Raw genomic sequence first — 22,023 nt, forward strand, 5'->3', positions numbered from 1 at the left:
ATTCTGTTCTCGCATAGCGGCTGCCTGTAGTAGGCTGAAAAGCAAATCTGTAATACGCGACATGCATGAACGAGCTGCTAGTACCCGGCCTGGATCGCATCGAACTGCTGCGAACGTTCGTTCGCATAGTCGATGCCGGCAGCCTGTCGGCCGCTGCCGCGCAACTGAACACCAGCCAACCTACGGTCAGCCGCAGGCTCCAGGCCTTGGAGCGGTCGCTTGGGCTGCAACTGATCAACCGCTCCACACATCGCATGCAACTCACCGGTGACGGCGAGCGCTGCTACGCCTACGCCCAGGATGTATTGCAGCGCTGGGCAGAGATGGAAGCCGAGCTGCTGGGAGCGCGTGACGATCCGCGCGGCAAGCTGTGTGTCCAGGTGCCGCACGCGTTTGGTCAGGACCAGCTGATTTCGCCGCTTGGCGAATACCTGCGGCAGTATCCAAACGTGAGCGTCGAGTGGGTGCTGCATGACCGCAGGCCCGATTTCACCGCCGAGGGGATCGACTGTGCAATCCAGGTGGGCAACGTAGACGACCCTTCGGTGGTGGCCATCCGCCTCGGTGAAGTACCCAGGATCGTCGTTGCTGCACCGGCACTCCTGGGCAGCGACGCCGCCCCGGCATCAACCGAAGACCTGCAACGACTACCCTGGTTGGCGCTGCGGACCTACTACACCGATGAGGTCGTGCTGACCTGTCTGGCCGATCAGCGCACCCATCGTTTTTCGATCCACCCACGGATGAGTACCGATAGTCTGTACGCCTTGCGCAGTGCAGCGCTGGCAGGACTGGGGGCTTGCGTCAGCTCGGCCTGGGTGGTTGCGCGAGACATTGCCGAAGGGCGCCTGGTCCAATTGATACCGCAATGGCAGGCCGCGCCGTTGCCCGTCTACCTGATTTATCCCCACGCGCGCAGCTATCCCGCCAAGCTACGCTTGTTTTCCGAGCTGATACGCAAACGCATGCCGAACCTCGTCGGCCTGTCGAACACAGGGTCAGTCGGCACTGGCGACAGGTAGAAGCCACGCAACACACGTTATCGTCGCGTCGCCGGCGATTCGCTGCCCTCATGCCGAGCGCCGATGCGCTCGCCCAGACGCACTCGGGCACCGCATGACGGCGCCCCGAGCTAGCGGAAACACCAGCAGTGCGCCGGACCCGCGCGGGCCGACACCTGCGTCCGCCGATCGACGCGTTTGGTCACAGGTAGCCTTCATCGTCGAAGTCACTAGGGATTCGCTCCCATCCTCCGTACAATGCGTGCCTCACAACACGCAACCACACGCTTGATGGCTGGGATGACCCCTGCCTTCATCGCCAAACAACTCGGCCATTCGATTCAGATCCTACTGGCTCGCTATGGCCGCTGGATCGATGGCGAAGGTGACTGGGCAGAGATGAGCAGATTGCGATTTGCCCCAAAAAAACGCCCCAAACCGAAACCTAACACTCTGTAACCCGCGAGAATACTGGCTTTGATCTCCACCGCTAACATCACCATGCAGTTCGGCGCCAAGCCGCTGTTCGAAAACGTTTCCGTGAAATTCGGCAACGGCAATCGCTACGGCCTGATCGGCGCGAACGGTTGTGGCAAGTCGACCTTCATGAAAATCCTCGGCGGCGATCTGGAGCCGTCGGCCGGTCAGGTCATGCTCGAGCCCAACGTGCGCCTGGGTAAGCTGCGCCAGGATCAGTTCGCCTACGAAGACTTCAACGTCATCGACACGGTGATCATGGGTCATGAAGAGCTGTGGAAGGTCAAGGCCGAGCGCGAGCGCATCTACTCGCTGCCGGAAATGAGCGAAGAAGATGGCATGGCCGTGGCGGAGCTGGAAACCGAGTTCGCCGAGATGGATGGCTACACCGCAGAGTCCCGTGCCGGCGAGCTGCTGCTCGGCCTGGGCATTCCGCTGGAGCAGCACTTCGGGCCGATGAGCGAGGTGGCGCCGGGCTGGAAGCTGCGCGTGCTGTTGGCACAGGCGCTGTTCTCCGATCCGGAAGTGCTACTGCTCGACGAGCCGACCAACCACCTGGATATCAACACTATCCGCTGGCTGGAAAACATCCTCACGGCGCGCAACAGCACCATGATCATCATCTCCCACGACCGGCACTTCCTGAACAGCGTGTGCACGCACATGGCGGATCTGGACTATGGCGAGCTGCGCCTGTTCCCCGGCAACTACGACGAATACATGACCGCGGCGACCCAGTCCCGCGAGCAGCTGCTGGCCGACAACGCGAAGAAAAAGGCGCAGATTGCCGAACTGCAGACCTTCGTCAGCCGTTTCTCGGCCAACGCCTCGAAGGCCAAGCAGGCAACCTCGCGCGCCAAGCAGATCGACAAGATCCAGCTGGCCGAGGTCAAGCCGTCCAGCCGCGTCAGCCCGTTCATCCGCTTCGAGCAGACCAAGAAGCTGCATCGCCAGGCGGTCACCGTGGAGAACGTTGCCAAGGGCTTCGACGGCAAGACGCTGTTCAAGAACTTCAGCTTTACGATTGAGGCTGGCGAGCGCGTCGCCATCATCGGCCCCAACGGCATCGGTAAAACCACCTTGCTTCGCACACTGGTTGGCGAGATGCAGCCCGACGCCGGCTCGGTGAAATGGACCGAGAGCGCCGAGCTCGGCTACTACGCCCAGGACCATGCCGACGACTTCGAGGACGACGTCACCCTGTTCGACTGGATGAGTCAGTGGACCCAGGGCGGCGAGCAACTCGTGCGCGGCACACTTGGCCGCATGCTGTTCTCCAACGACGAAATCCTGAAATCGGTCCGCGTGATTTCCGGTGGTGAGCAAGGCCGCATGTTGTTCGGCAAACTGATTCTGAAAAAGCCCAACGTGCTGGTCATGGACGAACCCACCAACCACCTGGACATGGAATCGATCGAGGCGCTGAACCTGGCGCTGGAAAACTATCCGGGCACGCTGATCTTCGTCAGCCATGACCGCGAGTTCGTCGGCTCGCTGGCGACCCGCATCATCGAGCTGTCCGATTCGGGCGTCACCGACTTCAGCGGCACCTACGACGATTACCTGCGCAGCCTCGGCGTGATCTGAGCCCGCAGACTTCACCAACGCCCCGCTCGCTCGGGGCGTTTGTGTCTCTGCGATACCCCGCTTTCGTGCGATTCACCCTTGCAGCAGCTGCCGCAGGCGTTGAAGGTACAGGTAGTCCAGCCAGACCGCCTGATGCGTCATGACGATCAACCAGAACACAAACTGAAACGGCAGCTTGCGCGTCTTGTGCCGCAATACCTGCTGAGCGATCAAGGCGCCGGGCCAGCCGCCGAGCAGCTCGATCAGATGCAGGTTCGCCTCCGGAATACGCCAGCCATTACCTAGTGCGCGGCGCTTGTCGTGCAGATAGGCGCCGAAGGCCAGGACGCTCGCCAGCAAGTAAGCGAGCAGCGGCCAGTGGCTCCCCTGCTCGGCCAGGCGCGTAAGCCCCGCCGCAGGCAGCAGGCAAAGCAGGACGAACCCCAAAGCCTTTCCGGTGAGCCGCCGCGGTCGCATGCCCGACTGCGGCCGGTTGCGCTTGGCAGCCTTGGGCGCGAGTGCGGGTTTGCGCGCGGTTGCTTGGGCCTTGGGCTTGCGCCGGATCGCCGGATCGTCGAGTGACAACCCCGCAGCCAGGCGGATGTGCGTAGCCCGCACGCGCCCCTCCTTATCGACCTCGCAGAGATACATCACCTGGTCACCCAGCATGGGTCGGCGTGCTCCGCGCATCGCCGAGATATGCGCGAAGACGTCGTCACCGCCCAGTTCCGGCCGGATGAAGCCGAAGCCTTTCTGATCGTTCCAGCTTTTCAGCTGACCACGTAGTTCCATGACGGCGGGTCCCGGCAAAGCCGGCGATTCTAATGGCTAACGCCGCCTGCGACGAGGCGCACCGCTCAATCAAGCGGCTCGTAGCGGCGCTTGAGGAAATGCAGCAGGTGTCCGCTGACCGCCTCCGGTTGCTCGCCCTGGAGCCAATGGCCGCAGTTGGCAATCAGATGCCGCTCGAGGTCAGGAACCCAGGCGGGCATCTTCTGGAGAGTATGCGCTTCGAGCGTGCCGACCGGATCCCTGTCCCCCAGCAGAAAGAGCGCCGGTTGCTCGACCCTGCGCTCGGCCAAGGGTGCGGTACGCGTCCAGTTGCGTTCGAAGTTGCGATACCAGTTCAGCGCCCCGCGAAAACCGCGGCCTTCGAACGTCCGGATATAGATCTCGAAAGCATCCGGGCCGCACCAGTCCGGTGGCCCACCGGGATCCTCCATGCCCTCGTAAAGCGAGCTGCCGGCCGGCTTGTCCTGCAGAAAGAAGTCTTTGGGGACGGCGGCCGATGTGTTGTGCATCATCATCCGTAAGGTGCGCGCGACATCCTGATCCAGCTCCGCCTCGGCGACGCCCGGTTGCTGGAAATAGAGGATGTAATTGAAGCGATCGGCGAAGTGGCTACGAATGAGCTCGATGGCAGGTCGTTTGGGGCGCCCTCCGTAGGGAACGGCCATGGCTGCTACCGCCCTGACGCGCTGCGGCTCGAGCAGCGCCAGATGCCAGGCGACGGGCGCGCCCCAGTCGTGCCCCACCACGGCTACCGAGCACTGGCCGAGCTCGTCCATCGCAGCCTGGATATCGCCGCAGAGGGTAATCAGGTCATAGGCGGCGACATCGTCCGGCGCGCTACTTTGGCCGTAACCCCGCATCTCGGGAATCATCACTCGATACCCAGCTTGCGCCAACGCCTCGATCTGGTGGCGCCAGGAATACCAGCACTCGGGAAACCCGTGCAGCAGCCAGACCACTGACCCGCTTATCGGGCCGGCGCTGTAAAGGCTCAGGGTAATGCCGTTGACCGCTAACAGTTGATGTTCGATCGGGTGCACGGAGCCTCCTCGGCTGTCTGCTTCGGCAGGTCAGCCCGCCGCCGTGCTCCAATCGATCAGGCTGAACTGCCAGGTAGCCAGGATGATGATGCCGAAGACGATCCGGTACCAGGCAAATGCAGCGTAGCTATGGTTGCCAATAAATTTCAGCAAGGCCCGCACCGCCAACATGGCGAAGATGAACGAAGTAACGAAACCGATCGCGAACACCGGCAAATCAGCTGGCTGGAATAGATCCCGATACTTGTAGCCCGAATAGACCGCCGCGCCGACCATGGTCGGCATCGCCAGGAAAAAGGAAAACTCGGTCGCGGCCTTGCGCGACAGACCGAACAACAAGCCGCCAATAATGGTCGCACCCGACCGCGAAGTGCCGGGAATCAATGCCAGGCATTGCGCGCAGCCGACCTTCAACGCGTGGCTCCAGTGCATATCGTCGACCGTCTCGGCCTGAATGCGATGCTGGCGCTTCTCAGCCCAGAGCATGACCACACCACCGATCACCAGCGCGGTCGCGACCGTGATGGGGTTGAACAGGTATTCATGGATCAGGTCGGCAAAAGTGACGCCCAGAATCACCGCGGGAAAGAACGCGACCAACAGATTGCCGGTGAACTTCTGTGCTTGTTTGCTAGTTGGCAACCCCACCACGACATCGATGATTTTGCGCCGGTACTCCCACACCACCGCAAGAATCGCCCCAAGCTGAATGATGATATTGAAGGCCAGCGCCCGCTCGCCGCCGAACCCGATCAGGTCCGCCACGATGATCTGGTGTCCGGTACTGGAAATCGGCAAGAACTCGGTAATGCCCTCTACCACACCGAGAAGCAACGCCTGAAAGGCAATCCAAAGATCCATCTAGTCCCCAATGGCGGTGCGTTCACCGCAGCTGATGTTCAACGAAGGTATATGTCAGATAGCCATCTGAGCGCTGTTCTGACTCGATTGTGCAAAGTAAATTCACTGAACCGATGCGGTGGTGCCTCATCTTTTGCGGACTCGTGCCGACACGCTAAGCAATGGGCGTAACGACGATCCCGCCGCAGCCAACCTCTGGCAGACCGTATCGTCGCGCTCCAACCGAATTCGAATAATAAAGAAGATTCCGCCTTAACAGGAGCTAACAAGCCAATGAATCTGCTAAGAAACTTCCCGATCAGCAAGCGCCTTTGGCTCATACCGCTAGTCGCCATCGCGATGCTGTTCATCCTTGGCTTGTTGATGATCCAGCAGGTACGGACCGATCTGTACAAGAGCAAGCAGGTCATGACTCAGAACATCGTCGAGACGGCCAACGGCATTCTCGACTATTACCAGCAGCGCGAAGCAAGCGGCGCGCTGACTACCGCCGAGGCGCAAAAGGCCGCAATGGACCAGATTCGCCTGCTGCGCTACGGCCAGAATGATTACTTCTGGATCAACGACATGACGCCGGTGATGCTCATGCACCCGATGAAGCCAGAACTCGAGGGCAAGAATCTGTCGGCGGTGAAGGACCCCAACGGCAAAGAGCTGTTCAACGAGATGGTCAAGATCGCCCGCACGCAAGGCGCCGGCCTCGTCGATTACCAGTGGGCCAAACCCGGTGCCGAGGACCCGGTCCCGAAGATCTCCTATGTCTCGCTGTTCAAACCCTGGGGCTGGATTATCGGCTCCGGTATCTACGTCGACGACGTAGAAGCGGAGTTCCAGCATTACGTGATGCGGTTCTCCCTCATCGGGTTGGCGATTGCCACGCTGATGGCGGTGCTCGTTGCCATTCTGATTCGCAGCATTACTCAACCGTTGCGCCATTCGATGCAGGCCATGGCCAATATCGCCAGTGGCGAAGCCGATCTCACGCGAACGCTCGACGTGTCAGGTAACGACGAACTGACGACCCTGAGCCGCGACTTCAATACCTTCACCGGGACGTTACGTACAGTCATCGCCCAGCTGTTCGAAACGTCCAGCTCGCTGGCCCAGTCGTCCCAAGCGCTCGGTGGCCTGGCCGGCGAGGCTCACCAGCACAGCCAACAGCAATCGCAACAGATGGAGCTGGTGGCGACGGCGGTTAACGAAGTGACCTACGCCGTTCAAGAAGTAGCCAAGAACGCCGAGCATGCATCGAATGAAGTAGTCGATGCGGAAAAGCAGGCGGGACAGGGCCAACGCAACATCGAGGCGAGCCTGCAACAGATCGGCCAGCTGTCGGCCACTATCGACGAGGCGGTTGGTGTCATCCAATCGCTCGCTGGCGAGACCACGCAAATCGGCTCGGTGCTGGAAGTCATCGGGTCGATCGCCGATCAGACCAACCTCCTCGCCCTGAACGCGGCGATCGAGGCGGCGCGAGCTGGCGAACAAGGCCGTGGCTTTGCCGTCGTCGCCGATGAAGTGCGCCTGCTGGCGCAGCGAACCCAGACGTCCACCGCCGAAATCCATACGATGATCGAGCGCCTGCAGAAGAACTCCGGCGACGCCGTCAGCGTGATCACCCGCAGTAGCCAGGCCTCCCAGGCCACGGTCGAACAGGCAAGCCAGGCCGGGGAAAGTCTGGGCCAGATCGCCCAGGCACTGCGCAACCTGTCCGGGCTCAACGCCTCGATTGCCAGCGCCACACTGCAGCAGACCCACGTCGTCGAGGACATCAACCAGAACGTCACCCAGGCCGCCGGTCTCGCCCAACAGAGCACGATGGCTGCCGAGCAATCGAGTGATGCCGGACGTCAACTCGGTGAACTGGCCGACCAGTTGAATCGTTTGCTCAGGCAGTTCAAGGTCTAAGACACAAGGCAATCGTGTATACAAAAAGGCCCGGCTCCGAATGGAGTCGGGCCTTTCCGCTTGGGTCTGCGGTTGCGGCTTTTCGCCACATCCCAAGTGGCCCCGGAAAGCGTACCGGCCTGGGCCATTTGCACCCGCAACAGCCACGAAACGCTCTACGACGCGGCTTTCGCCCGGATTAAGTAGCGCCACTGACCCGGTAACTGTCGTAATACTTTCGGCTAATTGCAAAAAAATTGACCAATTACGAAACATCCGTGTGACTTATCAGTCCTCTGTGTACATCAATGGATATGTAAGGCCAACGCCGGCAGCCTGGCGGCAGGCTCAATCCGAATTTTGGTTATCACACAGAGAGACATGCCCGATGAACAGCCCGCTTCGTTTCAACGACGCCCTTCTTATCACTGACCGTGCTTTCAAGCCGTTCCAGTGCGTCGCTTGGACGCTGCTGGAAGGCAACGGCGATCTCAGCATTACAGTCGTTGATAGCAGCGAGTCCCGCCCTGTCGGCCATTGCAAATTGTCCAGCAGCGTTTACTCCGACCCGGTCAAACTCGGCGAAACCCTGGAACAGGCGCGGGCCGATCTGAGCCGCCAGGGCGCTCACCTCGCCCCTTGGCATATGCCCGAGTAACCGCTCGTCTTCCACAAGAGCCCGGCAGCGAAAGCGCCGGGCTTTTTTTTGCCCTCATGTCCGGCCATAGCTCTGACTGACCCATTCGCTTGTTTCACGGTCACAACCCTATGTGCAACAAGAGGAGCAAGTCATGAAAGGTGCGCAAGCCTACGTCAACGATCAGTGGCACAGCAGCGGTCTGGCCGACCTGCCGAAGGGTCCTGAAGGCCATTGCATCACGCTGAAATTCATCGTGCCTCGTGACGCCCAGTCCACTGGCCTGATCGTTCATATCCGCGACGTAGCGCAGCAGCGGCTGTGCGAGTTTTATGGCGACCGCCGGGTAACAGCCAGGCCCGTGGAGGGTTCGGTGGTTGGGGACGGCAGCGGCGACGGCATCAAGCTGATGTTCGACGTGGCAGCGGCTGGCTGATCGACCCGTACCGAGCAAAGAGCATGAACGCGCAACGTTTTGCACTCGATGAAGCCATGCGCATCAGGGAGATGGCCTTTCTGCCCTGCCAAGCAACCACCAGAGCGGACCAGGACGACGCCAGCTTCTCGCTTCGAGTGGTCGACGAGGCCGGCCAAGAGCGCCTGTCGATTCTCCACATCGCTCGCAGTCAATACAGTGACCCCACCCACCTTGCCGGCCTGCTCGAAGGGGCACGGATGCAGCTCAGCAAGGACGGTCTGACGCTCAGCGCCTGGTCACGCCCAAACAGCCAGGCCTCGACACCTGATCAGACGCAGCTGCTGGAGATCGAATGACGCCTCTGGATTGGCAGCGAATGCTGCTGGACAAGTTTCCTCCCCTGTTCATCGTCGAAGTCGGACTGCGGGCGCTGTTCGCCTATGTCGCGGTGTTCCTGTTCCTGAAGATCAGCGGGCGCCGGGGGATTCGGCAACTGTCCTTGTTCGAGCTCGTCGTGATTCTCACGCTCGGCTCAGCCGCCGGAGACGTCTCGTTCTACGAAGACGTACCACTGATCCCGATCGCCACCGTTTTCGCGACATTGCTACTGCTTTACCGGCTCACGGTGTGGCTGATGACGAAAAGCGAGCGGTTTTCCCGCTGGATGGAAGGCGTGCCGGTGACGATCATCAAGGACGGCCTGTACGAGCTGCACAGCCTGCAGCGGCTGAACATCTCGTCAGACGAGTTTTTCATGGAGTTGCGGCAACGAGGCGTCGAACATCTGGGGCAAATCCGTCTGGGCATTCTCGAGACCGACGGTAATGTCAGCCTGTTCTTGTACGACACCGGGTCGGTGCGCCCGGGACTTCCGGTGCTGCCCGAACCCTATAGGCCGAGCTACTGCCAAATCCCCTCCAGCGGGCTTTACGCTTGTACGCGCTGTGGCTATCCACAGCTCATCGAGACGCAACAAGCGGCCACATGCCCTCGCTGCAAGAACGAGCGGTGGACCCTGGCACTGACCCACCCACGCACGCACTGACCCAAGGTCGCGAACCCCCTTCGCCTGCGCCGGTCACTTGTAGGGACGGGTACTGCGTTTCAGCGCTGGCCCTTACCTACCGCAACCCAGGAGCGTTCACATGATAGGCGACTATTCCTCGATCAATGATCATCTGGAAACTGCACGCAAGCTGGCGGACAGCGCCGAGACGAAGGCCGATCCGGCCATCTACCGGGAGGCGATCGATGAGCTGGTCGCCGCGATACGGCTGTTGATGCGCAACAGTCAGGAAAGCGAGGACTGACGGCTACCGAATGCCCACGCCAGCATGCCGCTGTGCGTGACGAGGCAGCGCCGGCAGCGCAATCGTGCGCTGACCGCGCTGCTGGCCATCGAATGAAATTCGGACCTGGCGCCACGAGGAGTTTGGCATGTTAGTCGATCAAGACGGTGCAGCTCCGCTACCGTTGGCCGAGGGACTTCGCCCGGTCCCGGCGGACGAGGGACCCGACACGGGCACGGCGCTCTGTCCGCCGCTTCCAGACGATCTGCATTACGTCGATGACCGCAGCCCGGGCATTACGCGCCGCATCGAGAACGGTAAATTCGTCTACTTTCTACCATCCGGAAAGCGCATCCGGGACGCGGCGGAGATCTCGCGCATCAACAAGCTGGTCATACCCCCGGCCTACACCGACGTCTGGATCTGCCCTGACCCTTGCGGCCATATGCAAGCCACCGGGCGGGACGCGCGCGGCCGCAAGCAGTACCGTTACCACCCGCGCTGGCGAGAGATCCGCGACAGCAACAAGTACGAGCGCATCCTGGCGTTCGGCGCCGCCTTGCCACGCTTGCGCGCACGTCTGGAGGAGCAACTCGCCCTGCGTGGAATGCCTCGGGAAAAGGTCATGGCGCTGGTCGTACAGTTGCTTGAATCCACCCTGATTCGCGTCGGCAACTCGCGCTATGCGCGTGAAAACCGCTCCTATGGCCTGACCACGCTACGAACACGCCATGTCGCCGTGCGTGGCGCCGCGATTCGCTTTCAGTTTCGCGGCAAAAGCGGTGTCGAGCACCAGGTCACGCTGCGGAATCAACGCCTGGCTCGTATCCTACGGCGCTGCATGGAGCTGCCTGGACAGCATCTGTTCCAGTATCTGGACGAAGCAGGAGCACGCCATCCGGTCAGCTCCAGCGACGTCAATCAGTTCATTCAGCAAATGACCGGTGGGGATTTCACCGCCAAGGATTACCGCACCTGGGCGGGCAGCGCGTTGGCACTGGAATCCTTGCGCAAACGCGAATGGCAACCCGAAGCGAGCGCTCGACGCCATCTGGTCGAGACGGTCAAAGAGGTGTCCCGCCAGTTAGGCAATACGCCTGCCGTATGCCGCCAGTGCTACATCCACCCGGACGTACTGGACGCCTTCGCCTGCGGAGAACTGGCGCGCTTGCCCAGGGCAAGGAAACGCAAATGGCTCAGCAGCGAAGAGGTTACGCTGCTGAACTTCCTGACCGCGCGGCAGGCCACCTGATCACCCTTGGCGGTAGACCGAAACCTGATTGCGACCGCCCGCCTTCGAGCTGTACAGCGCGCCGTCTGCGCGTTCGATCAGCTGGGCATAGCCACTGGTGGGCTGGCTGAGATCGGCGATCCCGAGGCTGACGGTAAAGCGGATGTGGTGATTCTCGTAGACGACTTCGTGCTCTTCAATGGCCTGACGAAACCGTTCGGCGAAGGTCAGCGCGCCCTCGCAATCGGTATCAGGCAGCAGGACCACGAACTCTTCGCCACCGTAGCGTCCCGCGATATCGGCGTCCCGCATGCACTGGCGAACAAGCTCGGCGGTCTGCTGTATCACCGCGTCACCCGCCTGATGGCCATAGGTGTCGTTGACATTCTTGAAGTGGTCGATGTCGAACATCACCAGAGCGGCATTACGGTCGTAGCGCCGGTGCCTGGCGTACTCCTGACGGAGCATCTCTTCCCAGTGGCCACGATTGAACAGGCCGGTCAGACGGTCAGTGCTGGACAGCCGTTGCAGCTCACGATTGGCCGCCTGCAGCTGGCGGCGGTTGGTGGCCACATCGGTCACGTCATAGATGATGAGGCAAATCTGCTCGATGCGACCGGTTAGCCCCTTCAACGGCATCAGCGTGGTGTTCTGATACATGAAATCTTCCAGCCCGGTGATCGGCTGGTAGTTCTTGAACCGCAGCAGATAGGGCCGCTGCTCCCAGATGGTGAACGACGGAGTGCCGAGCGTCGCCACGTTCTCCACCTTGCGCCGGAACCACGACTCGTCCACCTCGGGAAACAACTCGAAGAACGACTTGCCCCGCACGTCCTCGGGTAGATGACCCGAGCGGTTTTCCATGAATGTGTTCCAGACCTCGATGCGGTACTGGCGATCCAGCACCACGACACCGACGTCGATGCTCTGGACGATGGTCAGCAACCCATGAAGCTCGCTCAGATTGACAGGATCGGACATGGCTCAGCTCATCAGGTGGGCAAGTTTGCGAGTCAGCAGCTCAACCGAATCCTCGGTGAACAACAACAGCAGGTCGAAGTGAACATCATGGCCCTCCAGGCTGTAGCTGATCTCCACCGCGAGGGTATTTTTCCAACGCTGGCTGTTGAGCCGGATCAGCTCGTCGATCGAGGCGTGCTGGCCAAGGACCTGCGGGTGCCCCTGGGAAAACACCACATCGATCTGATCGGCGATACCGCTGAGACAGGCGCTGATCAGCAGGCTCGACAGGTCGAGCAGCATTTCCAGCTCCAGATAATCGTCGGCGCGCATCAGACGCGCCATGTCGGCCACCTCTGAATCGTGGAAGATGAGCAGTGCCTCGCCGGCGATTCCGCCGCCGATGTAACCCTGGCAGACCGCGGTCAGCTTGTCGCCCTGAGCCGCATCGGCGAGCGCCATGTGCAGCTCGCCGACTTCCAGGATGTTCACGTTGGGTATGGGCAGTTGCACGAACACCCCGAGCACCCTTGCGAGCAGGGCTGCGGCACGGCCCATCGCCACGTTCACCACCTCACGAAACGCATCGCGAAAGGCCACAGGACCGGCCTTTCTGTCGCCAAGCGTGGGTAACCCGTCGCCCACCAGGCCAGCACCGGCCAGGGTCTGCTGCAAATGCGCCGGATCGGCTGGTTTGCGAATGAACGCCAGGGCGCCGAGGTCCAGCACCCGTCGAACGGCCTCCTCCTGAATGTCCGCCGAGACGACGATGACCTTGCAGTCCAGGCGCTCGTCGCGCAGCGCGGCCAACACCTGATAGCCGTCCAGCTCAGGCATCGTCAGGTCGAGCAGCAACACGTCGATGCCACCTTTACGAATCCGTTCGAGCGCTTCGGCGCCGCTCGACGCCTGACAGATGTCCAGCGGCCAGGTAGCCGGAAGCGCGCGCAGCAACTGCTTGCGCGCCAGATTCGAATCATCACAGATCAAAACGGATACGGCAGACATGCGGCGCTCGCTCACTTAGTCAGGCCTCGGAAACCCGAGCAGCTTATCTCAGCAAACGGGCGCCGTGATGGGGCGCTGGAAAATAGTGGCACTTTGCCCCTAACGATGGCTGAAACAGCCCATCAATCGCGTTGAATCAATAGTAGGCATTGTCCCGGTTGGTGTGATCGGTCACGTCACGCACGCCTTTGAGCTCCGGGATCCGCTCCAGCAAGGTCTTCTCGATGCCTTCCTTGAGCGTCACGTCGGCCTGCCCGCAACCTTGGCAGCCACCGCCGAATTGCAGCACCGCGATGCCTTCATCGACCACGTCGATCAAGGTTACCTGGCCACCGTGGCTGGCAAGCCCAGGGTTGATTTCGGTTTGCAGGTAGTAGTTGATGCGCTCGTTCAGCGGGCTGTCCTCGTTGACCATCGGCACCTTGGCGTTGGGCGCTTTGATGGTCAGCTGGCCACCCATGCGGTCGGTTGCATAGTCGACCAACGCATCTTCAAGGAAGGGCTCGCTGACCGAATCGATCCAGGCGGTGAAGCGTTTGAGTGCAACGGGTACGTCGTCGGGCTTTTCCTCGCCAGGCTTGCAGTAGGCAATACAGGTCTCGGCGTAGGGGGTTCCGGGCTGAGTGATGAAGACCCGAATGCCGATGCCCGTCGTATTCTGCTTGTCGAGCAGATCGGCCAGGTAATCATGTGCAGCTTCAGTAATGGTAATGGCGCTCATGGGAACTCCTCTCAGATATGCTCAAAGTGTACGCCAAGGAATCTCATGGATAAAGTCCTAGCGTTTTAGTAGGAATTGCGGACTTCAGAGGTTCTGGTAGCGATTCATGTCCAGCACCCCTGCCTCGACGGGATCGGTTTCCTGGAGATACCGAGCCAGATCGTTGAAGTACTGCCAGAACGCGGGATGGCTGCGCCGAATCCCCCAACGATCGACGATGCGCTCGAACGCTTGTGAGTCCTTGGCCTGCTCCAGCGCCGCGACAAACGCCGGGACCTGCGACGCCTGAAGATTGAACAGGAAGTTGGGGTAGCTGCTCAGAATCCCCGGGTAGACCGTCAGGGTATCGAGCCGAGGCTGGTAGCGATGTTCCTCGCCAAACATGAACGCCACGTTGCTGTGTGCACGGTTTCGCAGAAGGCTGTACAGCTCCCGTCGCCCGTAATCGAACTCGACGCGCAGCAGCGTCGCCTCGGGCAACTGATCGATAACGGGCAGGCCTGCGGCGATGCGATTGGGTAGTCGGCTCAGCGCTTGCTCGGCAGCCTGTAACGGCGCCGGCACCTCGCTGCGGTAGCAGTGGCCGGAGACACACCGGTTGATCGGGTCGGCGGCAGCATCGATCGCCGCGTGGCGCTGCAGGAGCGCTGCCACGAAGCGCTCCTTGGGCTTGGACGCACCCAGGTCCAGCGCAGATGGCGTCTGGTTGTCTATATCCGTGTAGGCCAGCCAAAGCTTGAGCTTGCCGCTGTTCTCATACCAATCATCGAGTATCGCTTGCCGCGTGCCGGCTGGTAGCAAACGAAGGAAGTTGAGCTCCGCGCCATTGCGAATCAAGTCGAAGTACAGGCGGGTCTGGCCTTGATGCGAGACGTTGCCGAATACGTCGAAATTCACCACCAATTGGTAATAGGTTCGCTCGAGCAATGGGTAATCCATCCACCAGAGCGTTTGCGGCACTTCGCCGATAAGCCCTTTGCGGACCGACGCACTGTCGTGCTGACGAAAGACCGTCAGCAGTGCATTGTCGTTGCCACTCCAGATGTCCTGCCACTGCGCCGGGCTCTGCGCGTAGGCGTCGACGCGCAGTTTCTCGTATTGGTTGCGTTTGCTCTGGTAACGGTGCCAAAACCCGAGCAACTCACCGATATCGTCGGCCTGCCCGGGCATCGCCAGCAACGGCGTCGCACGCTGGCGATAACGGGCGTCGGTCACGTAGCGGTCGTGCCCCGGATCCTGGAACAGCACCCAGAAGTTGTCGCGAATGACGTCCGTGGCAATCTGTCCGCGGCACACCGGCCCGCGAATGAAGGTGCGCACGAAGTATTCCGCATTGTCCAGCATGAAGCGGTAGCGAGCCTCGGCCGGGATCGCCTGGAATGTCTCGAACGGATTGGCGCGATGCTGAACGCCATATCCAGGCAGTTTGTCGAGCGTCCAGTCTCCGTCGAGCAACAGCTGGCGAACCCGCGCCAGCTTTGCGGGACTCAACGCATAGGTGATGTGCGTCTTGTGCACGATGACGCCCTTGATAGGCGTCAGGCGGTAGAAGAACACGGTCCCTGGGTCCTGATTCGGAGAACGGGTGGCGATGACATCGACCGGTTGACCACTGGGGGTACGCGACCGTACCAGTTGGAAGAAATGGCCCGTCTTGCCGGCGTCGAAGTAGAGATGCGCGATGAACAAGTGCTCATACAGCCAACGGCTGACCAACGCCTGGCGGTTCCCCTGCGCATTGAGCATGCCCTCCCACCGCACGATCTGCTCGGCCTCGCTGGGCGATGGCACGTAGGGGCGCTCTTCCACTGGCGCGCCCTGCGCCAGCCAGCGTTGCAGCGTGTTGTATTCGGTATCGGTCAAGCCGCTGACGGCAAAGGGCATGCCGGGGTGATTGCTGGCATAAGCGGAAAACTCATCGGGCAGCGGGCAGCTGTTATCCCGGCCGATGCCGATGTCCAGCTCTGCCGGCAGCTTGGCATTGGGCGGTAACGGTTGGCTACGCCCCAGCTCCAGCATGCGTGCCATCAGCGCTGCCTGGCCCGCTCGCGGTTCGACTACCGAATAGAATCCGCGACGACGCCAATCGGCCTCGGCATGCGCATCGAAATAGAGCCGAGTGGGCTCCTGCGCCCTGGTTCGGGTGCCGTCGTAGACCGGCAGCGTGCTGGCACCCCGCTCCGCCCCCTCACCACTACCCAGATTGAGCTGGCACGGTGAGTCGTAGCAGGCATGGCAGGCGACGCATTTGGCTGTGAAGATCGGCTGGATATCGTCCTGGTAGCTGAGCGATTGCGCCCAACCGGGACCAACCAGCGCGAACAACAGCGCTGCAAGCAATGCACGACAGGCCATGGTCCCGCTTCCTGGAAAATGAGCCCGGCATAGTAGCCAAGCTGCCGACGTAGAGCGAACCCGATCATTTGATACCCGCCGAGTATCGGTCGCCCAACATGAACAGATCTCATGAAAAGCCGGCGGCGATCAAAATGCGTGCAGCTTTGGTATGATTGTCGGTCCTCGCAACCAGCTCCAGGTAGTCCCCATGTTCGACCGCAACGCCCGTCTCCAGGCACTCCAGCAGGCCCTCAAGGAGCGCATCCTGATTCTCGACGGCGGCATGGGCACGATGATCCAGAGCTACAAACTGGACGAGTCCGATTATCGCGGCGAGCGCTTCGCCGACTGGCCGCAGGATCTCAAAGGCAACAATGATTTGCTGATCCTCACCCGGCCGGACGCCATCAGCGCGATCGAAAAGGCCTACTTCGACGCCGGCGCCGACATCGTCGAGACCAACACCTTCAATGCCACACGTGTATCCCAAGCCGATTACGGCATGGAAGAGCTGGTCTACGAGCTGAACGTCGAAGGCGCCCGCCTCGCCCGCCAGGCAGCCGATGCCAAGACCGCTGAAACGCCGGACCGCCCACGCTTCGTCGCCGGGGTGCTCGGCCCGACCAGCCGGACCTGCTCCTTGTCGCCGGACGTGAACAATCCCGGCTACCGCAACGTAACCTTCGACGAGCTGGTGGAGAACTACACCGAAGCCACGCGCGGTCTGATCGAAGGCGGCTCGGACCTGATTCTGATCGAGACCATCTTCGACACGCTCAACGCGAAGGCGGCAATCTTTGCCGTGCAACAGGTGTTCGACGAAGTCGGCTTCGAATTGCCGATCATGATCTCCGGGACCATTACCGATGCGTCGGGCCGGACCCTGTCCGGACAAACCACCGAGGCCTTCTGGAACTCCGTGCGCCATGCCAAACCGATCTCGGTCGGCCTGAACTGCGCACTGGGGGCAAAAGAGCTGCGCCCCTACCTGGAAGAGTTGTCGAACAAGGCCGAAACCCATGTCTCGGCGCATCCCAACGCTGGCCTGCCGAACGCCTTCGGTGAGTACGATGAAAGCCCGGCTGAGATGGCCCGCGTCGTCGAAGAATTCGCCGCCAGTGGCTTTCTCAACATTGTCGGCGGCTGCTGCGGTACGACGCCTGCGCATATCGAGGCCATCGCCAAGGCCGTCGCGAAGTACGCACCGCGCGTCATTCCCGACATTCCCAAGGCCTGCCGCCTGTCCGGCCTCGAGCCGTTCACCATCGATCGCAGCTCGCTGTTCGTCAACGTCGGCGAGCGCACCAACATCACCGGTTCCGCCAAGTTCGCCCGCCTGATCCGCGAGGAAAACTACACCGAAGCCCTGGAAGTCGCCCTGCAGCAGGTCGAGGCCGGCGCGCAGGTTATCGACATCAACATGGACGAGGGCATGCTGGATTCGAAGAAGGCCATGGTGACCTTCCTCAATCTGATCGCCGGTGAGCCTGACATTTCCCGCGTGCCGATCATGATCGACTCGTCAAAGTGGGAGGTGATCGAGGCAGGCCTCAAGTGCATCCAGGGCAAGGGCATCGTCAATTCGATCTCCATGAAGGAAGGCGTCGAGGCCTTCAAGCATCATGCACGCCTGTGCAAGCGCTACGGCGCCGCCGTGGTGGTCATGGCGTTCGACGAAGCCGGCCAGGCCGATACCGCCGAGCGCAAGCGCGAGATCTGTCAGCGCTCCTACGACATCCTGGTCGATGAAGTGGGCTTCCCGCCGGAAGACATCATCTTCGACCCGAACATCTTCGCCATCGCCACCGGCATCGAAGAACACAACAACTACGCCGTGGACTTCATCGAAGCCTGCGCCTACATCCGCGACAACCTCCCCTACGCCCTGACCTCGGGCGGCGTATCGAACGTGTCGTTCTCGTTCCGTGGCAACAACCCGGTGCGCGAGGCGATCCATTCGGTCTTCCTCTACTACGCCATCCAGAACGGCCTGACGATGGGCATCGTCAACGCCGGTCAGCTGGAGATCTACGACGAGATCCCGACGACGCTGCGCGATGCGGTCGAGGATGTGGTGCTCAACCGCACGCCAAACGGCACCGAGGCGCTGCTGGCGATCGCTGACGAATACAAGGGCGACGGCAGCGTCAAGGAAGCGGAGACCGAAGAATGGCGTAGCTACACCGTCGAGAAGCGGCTGGAGCATGCGCTGGTCAAGGGCATCACCACTCACATCGTGCAGGACACCGAGGAGTTCCGCCTGCAGTGCGCACGCCCTATCGAAGTCATCGAAGGGCCACTGATGGCCGGCATGAACGTGGTCGGCGACCTGTTCGGCTCGGGCAAGATGTTCCTGCCGCAGGTGGTCAAGTCGGCCCGCGTCATGAAGCAGGCCGTCGCGCACCTGATCCCCTTCATCGAAGCCGAGAAAGGCGACAAGCCGGAAGCCAAGGGCAAGATCCTCATGGCGACGGTCAAGGGCGATGTCCATGACATCGGCAAGAACATCGTCGGCGTGGTGCTCGGCTGTAACGGTTATGACGTGGTGGACATGGGCGTCATGGTCCCTGCCGAGAAGATCCTGCAGACGGCCCGCGACGAGAAGTGCGACATCATCGGCTTGTCCGGCCTGATTACCCCATCGCTCGATGAGATGGTCCACGTCGCGCGCGAGATGCAACGTCAGGACTTCCACCTGCCGCTGATGATCGGCGGCGCGACCACGTCCAAGGCGCATACCGCGGTGAAGATCGATCCGCATTACAAGAACGATGCGGTGGTCTATGTGACCGACGCCTCGCGTGCTGTCGGCGTGGCCACCACGCTGCTGTCGAAAGAGCTGAAGCCGGCGTTCACGCAGAAAACCCGCGAAGAGTACGCGATGATCCGCGAGCGCACCGCCAACCGCAGCGCCCGGACCGAGCGTTTGACCTACCCCGAAGCCATCGCCGTCAAACCCAAGTTCGACTGGGCCGAGTATTCACCGGTCAAGCCGACCTTCACCGGTCGCAAGGTGCTGGAAGATATCGACCTGCGCACCCTGGTCGATTACATCGACTGGACGCCCTTCTTCATTGCCTGGGACCTCGCCGGCAAGTATCCGCGCATCCTCGAAGACGAGGTGGTCGGCGAAGCCGCTACGGCGCTGTTCAATGATGCCCAGGCGATGCTGAACAAGCTGGTCGATGAAAAGCTGATCAAGGCCCGCGCCGTGTTTGGCTTCTGGCCGGCCAACCAGGTCGATGAGGACGATATTCAGGTGTACGGCGAGAACGGCGAAGCCCTCGCCACACTGCACCACCTGCGGCAACAGACGGTGAAGACCGACGGCAAACCGAATTTCTCGCTGGCCGACTTCGTCGCACCGAAAAGCAGCGGCGTGACTGATTATGTCGGCGGGTTCATCACCACTGCAGGCATCGGCGCCGAAGAGGTAGCCAAGGCTTATCAGGACGCGGGCGACGACTACAACTCGATCATGGTCAAGGCCCTGGCCGATCGCCTGGCCGAAGCCTGTGCCGAGTGGCTGCACCAGCAGGTCCGTAAGCAATGGTGGGGCTACGACCCGGAAGAACAGCTCAGCAATGAAGAGCTGATCAAGGAGCAGTACAAGGGCATCCGCCCCGCCCCGGGCTACCCGGCCTGCCCCGACCATACCGAGAAGGCCACGCTGTTCAGGTTGCTCGATGCCGATGGCGCCAGCCAGGTGACCCTGACCGAACACTTCGCCATGCTGCCCACCGCGGCCGTCAGCGGCTGGTACTTCGCCCATCCCAAGGCGCAGTACTTCGCGGTTGGCAAGATCGACAAGGATCAGGCCGAGAGCTACAGCAAGCGCAAGGGGCAGGACCTTGCCGTTACCGAGCGTTGGCTGATGCCCAACCTGGGTTACGACGCCTGACGCCAACGGAGGACAACGCACCATGTCGACCGACGCGCCCTATCTGCTCGACCAGCTCGAAACTGCGGACATGCTGAGCATTGACGGCCTTCATGCCTGGCAGTTCTCGCTCAACGAAGCGCTGCTCGACGAGGCGGACACCGCCGCCGAGACTCAACAGCCGTTCGCCAGTGACGAGGTCGTGCTGTCCATCGAATGCATCGACGGCCGCGAGCGTCGCCGCTGGGCATTCAGCTACAACCAGGTGATGGAGGCCGACTACCTCCCTGCCGAGGACGCCTGGCTGTTGGACGATGGCAAGCACCGGTTGCAGTGCCTGGGCGCGCTGGCGGTGGCCGAACCGGACTGACCGCTCTCGACGATCGTAGAAGGGCCCGCCCCGGCCTGCTCGGCTGTGGTTGCCGTCGCGACGCCCGACAGCCTGTGAAAACCGGAATATGACTGTTACTCAGCGGTCATGCGCGCCCTGGCGTAGCAACAGTGCGATGGCCAGCAGCACCAGGAGACTACCCGGCAGCCAATGCCAGCCGATCCGTTGTGGCTGGCCGATGAACAGCAGCAGCATCGATACGAATGGGACCAGATAACTGTAGGCGGTCACCGCCCCTGGGGTCAGGACCGCCGTGGCTCGTTGCTGCAGGAAGAAGGTCATGCCGCTGGAAAACACACCCAAGTAGACCACCAGTGCGACATCTTGCAGGTTCATCCGCGCCAGAGCCGTCGGCTGTTCCCAGGCGAGCCCGAGCGCGCCGATCAGCATGGCGCCCATCAGCAGGCTCCAAAAGGTGCGCAAGCCGGCTTGTGGTGCCAATACGCCACGCTGCAGCCCCCATTTGCTCAGCACCGGATACATCGCCGAGGCGATACAGCCGAAAAAGAATGCCAGCTCACCAAAGCCGAACTTCAGTTGCGCGAGGTTTCCATTGCTTTCAGCCACCGCCAGCCCCAGCGCACCCAACGCACCCAACGCCAGAATCGCCAGCAGTCGCCCAGCCGGCTGTTCGACGCCCAGGCCGCGCCCGATGCAATAAGCCAGCAGCGGGACACTGACGAACAGCGTGGCCATCGACAGGGCACTGACACGGTGCGCGGCCCAGAACATGGTGCCGAAGAAACCCGCCAGGCTCAGGCCCATCAGCGCATACAGGAGCAGTCCCGGCAGGCCTGGCCAACGCTCGTCCTGGCGTAACAGCAACGGCAACAAGGCCAGCGCGGCGATACTGAAGCGCATGGCGGTCAGTAACAGCGGTGGCAAGCCTTCGCTCAGAAGTCCCACCGCGGGGAACGACAGGCCCACGAACAGCGCCCAGAGCAGCATGCCCAGGTGCGCACGTGCGGTGCCACGCGTGGTCTCAGTCATTGCCTTGCTCCTCGAGGCTGTGCAGCAGTGTCCGCAAGCCATTCGCCAAGGCCTGTCTTTGCGCCTCATCGAGCGGCGCCTGCAGGCTGTGCAGAGTTGCCAGGTACTCATCGAGGCAGCCGAGCAATACCCTTTGCCCTTCATCGGTAAGGCATATCAACAGGCTGCGTCGATCGTCCGGATTGGGAACGCGCTGAATCAGACCGGCCGTCTCGAGGCGATCGAGCCGATTGGTCATGGCGCCCGAGCTGAGCACGGCGGCGTGGCGCAACGCATTCGGGGTAAGCCCTTGCGGTTGGCCGCTGCGATAGAGCGTTGCGAGCAGATCGAACTCACCGTCATGCAGACCGTGCTTGCGAAAAACATCGGCGACGCGGCGATTAAGGTATTTGGACAGCCGATACACGCGCGTAAAGATCGCCATTGGCGATGCGTCGCCCTCAGGCCGAACGCGTTGCCATTGAGCGATCACGCCGTCGACGTGATCGCCGCCCTTGGGCTTTTGCATAAATAGCTCCACAAAAAGAATCTTTACGT

The 22,023-nt window shown here is 61.4% G+C and carries 20 protein-coding genes; 11 read left to right on the forward strand and 9 right to left on the reverse strand.

All coding sequences use genetic code 11. From position 1 onward, the window contains the following. Positions 1–65: 65 nt before the first annotated feature. Positions 66–1,022, forward strand: coding sequence for a LysR family transcriptional regulator (locus KVO92_RS03520; RefSeq protein ID WP_217474294.1), 957 nt, complete (start codon positions 66–68; stop codon positions 1,020–1,022). Between the two features lie 456 nt (positions 1,023–1,478). Continuing rightward, on the forward strand, positions 1,479–3,065 hold the full coding sequence (locus KVO92_RS03525; protein ID WP_217474295.1) for an ABC-F family ATPase: 1,587 nt from the start codon (positions 1,479–1,481) through the stop codon (positions 3,063–3,065). A 72-nt stretch (positions 3,066–3,137) separates the two neighbouring features. Here KVO92_RS03525 and KVO92_RS03530 read toward each other — a convergent pair whose 3' ends face one another. From KVO92_RS03530 to KVO92_RS03540, 3 genes are all read right to left on the reverse strand, one after another. Further along, positions 3,138–3,836, reverse strand: a complete 699-nt coding sequence (locus KVO92_RS03530; protein ID WP_217474296.1) for a DUF1294 domain-containing protein — start codon at positions 3,834–3,836, stop codon at positions 3,138–3,140. Positions 3,837–3,901: 65 nt separating this feature from the next. After that, a complete protein-coding gene (locus tag KVO92_RS03535; protein WP_217474299.1) occupies positions 3,902–4,876 on the reverse strand; it encodes an alpha/beta fold hydrolase in 975 nt (324 codons plus the stop codon). Between the two features lie 30 nt (positions 4,877–4,906). Then, positions 4,907–5,737: an undecaprenyl-diphosphate phosphatase gene (locus tag KVO92_RS03540; RefSeq protein WP_217474300.1), complete on the reverse strand. Its 831-nt coding sequence runs from the start codon at positions 5,735–5,737 to the stop codon at positions 4,907–4,909. 273 nt (positions 5,738–6,010) lie between these two features. Here KVO92_RS03540 and KVO92_RS03545 point away from each other — a divergent pair, with 273 nt between their 5' ends. From KVO92_RS03545 to KVO92_RS03575, 7 genes are all read left to right on the forward strand, one after another. Then, positions 6,011–7,645: a methyl-accepting chemotaxis protein gene (locus KVO92_RS03545; RefSeq protein WP_217474301.1), complete on the forward strand. Its 1,635-nt coding sequence runs from the start codon at positions 6,011–6,013 to the stop codon at positions 7,643–7,645. 367 nt (positions 7,646–8,012) lie between these two features. Continuing rightward, on the forward strand, positions 8,013–8,282 hold the full coding sequence (locus tag KVO92_RS03550) for a hypothetical protein (protein ID WP_217474302.1): 270 nt from the start codon (positions 8,013–8,015) through the stop codon (positions 8,280–8,282). Positions 8,283–8,415: 133 nt separating this feature from the next. Beyond that, a complete protein-coding gene (locus KVO92_RS03555; protein ID WP_217474303.1) occupies positions 8,416–8,697 on the forward strand; it encodes a hypothetical protein in 282 nt (93 codons plus the stop codon). 23 nt (positions 8,698–8,720) lie between these two features. Next, entirely contained in the window at positions 8,721–9,035 is a 315-nt protein-coding gene (locus KVO92_RS03560; RefSeq protein ID WP_217474304.1) for a hypothetical protein, read from the forward strand. After that, positions 9,032–9,724 (forward strand): DUF421 domain-containing protein, encoded by a 693-nt coding sequence (locus KVO92_RS03565; RefSeq protein WP_217474305.1) that lies wholly within the window; start codon positions 9,032–9,034, stop codon positions 9,722–9,724. The genes KVO92_RS03560 and KVO92_RS03565 overlap by 4 nt, the downstream gene beginning before the upstream one ends. A gap of 100 nt (positions 9,725–9,824) precedes the next feature. Continuing rightward, positions 9,825–9,989 (forward strand): hypothetical protein, encoded by a 165-nt coding sequence (locus KVO92_RS03570; RefSeq protein ID WP_021208915.1) that lies wholly within the window; start codon positions 9,825–9,827, stop codon positions 9,987–9,989. 127 nt (positions 9,990–10,116) lie between these two features. Beyond that, entirely contained in the window at positions 10,117–11,220 is a 1,104-nt protein-coding gene (locus KVO92_RS03575) for a DNA topoisomerase IB (protein WP_217474306.1), read from the forward strand. Here KVO92_RS03575 and KVO92_RS03580 read toward each other — a convergent pair whose 3' ends face one another. The 4 genes from KVO92_RS03580 to KVO92_RS03595 all read right to left on the reverse strand — a co-directional run bounded on the left by KVO92_RS03580 (position 11,221) and on the right by KVO92_RS03595 (position 16,243). After that, positions 11,221–12,180 carry a sensor domain-containing diguanylate cyclase gene (locus tag KVO92_RS03580; protein WP_217474307.1) on the reverse strand — a complete coding sequence of 320 codons (960 nt, stop codon included), beginning with the start codon at positions 12,178–12,180 and terminating at the stop codon, positions 11,221–11,223. Between the two features lie 3 nt (positions 12,181–12,183). Further along, entirely contained in the window at positions 12,184–13,167 is a 984-nt protein-coding gene (locus KVO92_RS03585; RefSeq protein ID WP_217474308.1) for a response regulator, read from the reverse strand. 136 nt (positions 13,168–13,303) lie between these two features. Further along, positions 13,304–13,888, reverse strand: a complete 585-nt coding sequence (gene nfuA, locus KVO92_RS03590; protein WP_217474309.1) for a Fe-S biogenesis protein NfuA — start codon at positions 13,886–13,888, stop codon at positions 13,304–13,306. An 84-nt stretch (positions 13,889–13,972) separates the two neighbouring features. Beyond that, positions 13,973–16,243, reverse strand: a complete 2,271-nt coding sequence (locus tag KVO92_RS03595) for a fatty acid cis/trans isomerase (protein WP_217474310.1) — start codon at positions 16,241–16,243, stop codon at positions 13,973–13,975. Positions 16,244–16,433: 190 nt separating this feature from the next. Here KVO92_RS03595 and metH point away from each other — a divergent pair, with 190 nt between their 5' ends. Next, positions 16,434–20,126, forward strand: coding sequence for a methionine synthase (gene metH / locus KVO92_RS03600; protein ID WP_217474311.1), 3,693 nt, complete (start codon positions 16,434–16,436; stop codon positions 20,124–20,126). Between the two features lie 22 nt (positions 20,127–20,148). Next, the gene (locus tag KVO92_RS03605; RefSeq protein ID WP_217474312.1) at positions 20,149–20,475 is read left to right on the forward strand and encodes a DUF5629 family protein; all 327 of its coding nucleotides are present in this window, start codon (positions 20,149–20,151) and stop codon (positions 20,473–20,475) included. Between the two features lie 99 nt (positions 20,476–20,574). On the opposite strand, the gene KVO92_RS03610 is transcribed toward KVO92_RS03605, so the two are convergent. Together KVO92_RS03610 and KVO92_RS03615 are read right to left on the reverse strand one after the other, a co-directional pair. Continuing rightward, a complete protein-coding gene (locus KVO92_RS03610) occupies positions 20,575–21,486 on the reverse strand; it encodes a DMT family transporter (protein WP_254621273.1) in 912 nt (303 codons plus the stop codon). Beyond that, positions 21,479–21,994, reverse strand: coding sequence for a MarR family winged helix-turn-helix transcriptional regulator (locus KVO92_RS03615; protein WP_217474314.1), 516 nt, complete (start codon positions 21,992–21,994; stop codon positions 21,479–21,481). The genes KVO92_RS03610 and KVO92_RS03615 overlap by 8 nt, the downstream gene beginning before the upstream one ends. Positions 21,995–22,023 lie beyond the last annotated feature (29 nt).

The organism is Stutzerimonas stutzeri (assembly GCF_019090095.1).
Classification (GTDB): Bacteria; Pseudomonadota; Gammaproteobacteria; order Pseudomonadales; family Pseudomonadaceae; genus Stutzerimonas; species Stutzerimonas stutzeri_AN.

Bases quoted from the DNA above. Each gene is read 5' to 3' on its own strand.
- KVO92_RS03520 (WP_217474294.1), top strand. From the start codon at position 66: ATGAACGAGCTGCTAGTACCCGGCCTGGATCGCATCGAACTGCTGCGA.
- KVO92_RS03540 (WP_217474300.1), bottom strand. From the start codon at position 5,737: ATGGATCTTTGGATTGCCTTTCAGGCGTTGCTTCTCGGTGTGGTAGAG.
- KVO92_RS03565 (WP_217474305.1), top strand. From the start codon at position 9,032: ATGACGCCTCTGGATTGGCAGCGAATGCTGCTGGACAAGTTTCCTCCC.
- KVO92_RS03550 (WP_217474302.1), top strand. From the start codon at position 8,013: ATGAACAGCCCGCTTCGTTTCAACGACGCCCTTCTTATCACTGACCGT.
- KVO92_RS03545 (WP_217474301.1), top strand. From the start codon at position 6,011: ATGAATCTGCTAAGAAACTTCCCGATCAGCAAGCGCCTTTGGCTCATA.
- KVO92_RS03585 (WP_217474308.1), bottom strand. From the start codon at position 13,167: ATGTCTGCCGTATCCGTTTTGATCTGTGATGATTCGAATCTGGCGCGC.
- KVO92_RS03560 (WP_217474304.1), top strand. From the start codon at position 8,721: ATGAACGCGCAACGTTTTGCACTCGATGAAGCCATGCGCATCAGGGAG.
- metH (WP_217474311.1), top strand. From the start codon at position 16,434: ATGTTCGACCGCAACGCCCGTCTCCAGGCACTCCAGCAGGCCCTCAAG.
- KVO92_RS03605 (WP_217474312.1), top strand. From the start codon at position 20,149: ATGTCGACCGACGCGCCCTATCTGCTCGACCAGCTCGAAACTGCGGAC.
- KVO92_RS03615 (WP_217474314.1), bottom strand. From the start codon at position 21,994: ATGCAAAAGCCCAAGGGCGGCGATCACGTCGACGGCGTGATCGCTCAA.
- nfuA (WP_217474309.1), bottom strand. From the start codon at position 13,888: ATGAGCGCCATTACCATTACTGAAGCTGCACATGATTACCTGGCCGAT.
- KVO92_RS03580 (WP_217474307.1), bottom strand. From the start codon at position 12,180: ATGTCCGATCCTGTCAATCTGAGCGAGCTTCATGGGTTGCTGACCATC.
- KVO92_RS03530 (WP_217474296.1), bottom strand. From the start codon at position 3,836: ATGGAACTACGTGGTCAGCTGAAAAGCTGGAACGATCAGAAAGGCTTC.
- KVO92_RS03610 (WP_254621273.1), bottom strand. From the start codon at position 21,486: ATGACTGAGACCACGCGTGGCACCGCACGTGCGCACCTGGGCATGCTG.
- KVO92_RS03575 (WP_217474306.1), top strand. From the start codon at position 10,117: ATGTTAGTCGATCAAGACGGTGCAGCTCCGCTACCGTTGGCCGAGGGA.
- KVO92_RS03555 (WP_217474303.1), top strand. From the start codon at position 8,416: ATGAAAGGTGCGCAAGCCTACGTCAACGATCAGTGGCACAGCAGCGGT.
- KVO92_RS03570 (WP_021208915.1), top strand. From the start codon at position 9,825: ATGATAGGCGACTATTCCTCGATCAATGATCATCTGGAAACTGCACGC.
- KVO92_RS03595 (WP_217474310.1), bottom strand. From the start codon at position 16,243: ATGGCCTGTCGTGCATTGCTTGCAGCGCTGTTGTTCGCGCTGGTTGGT.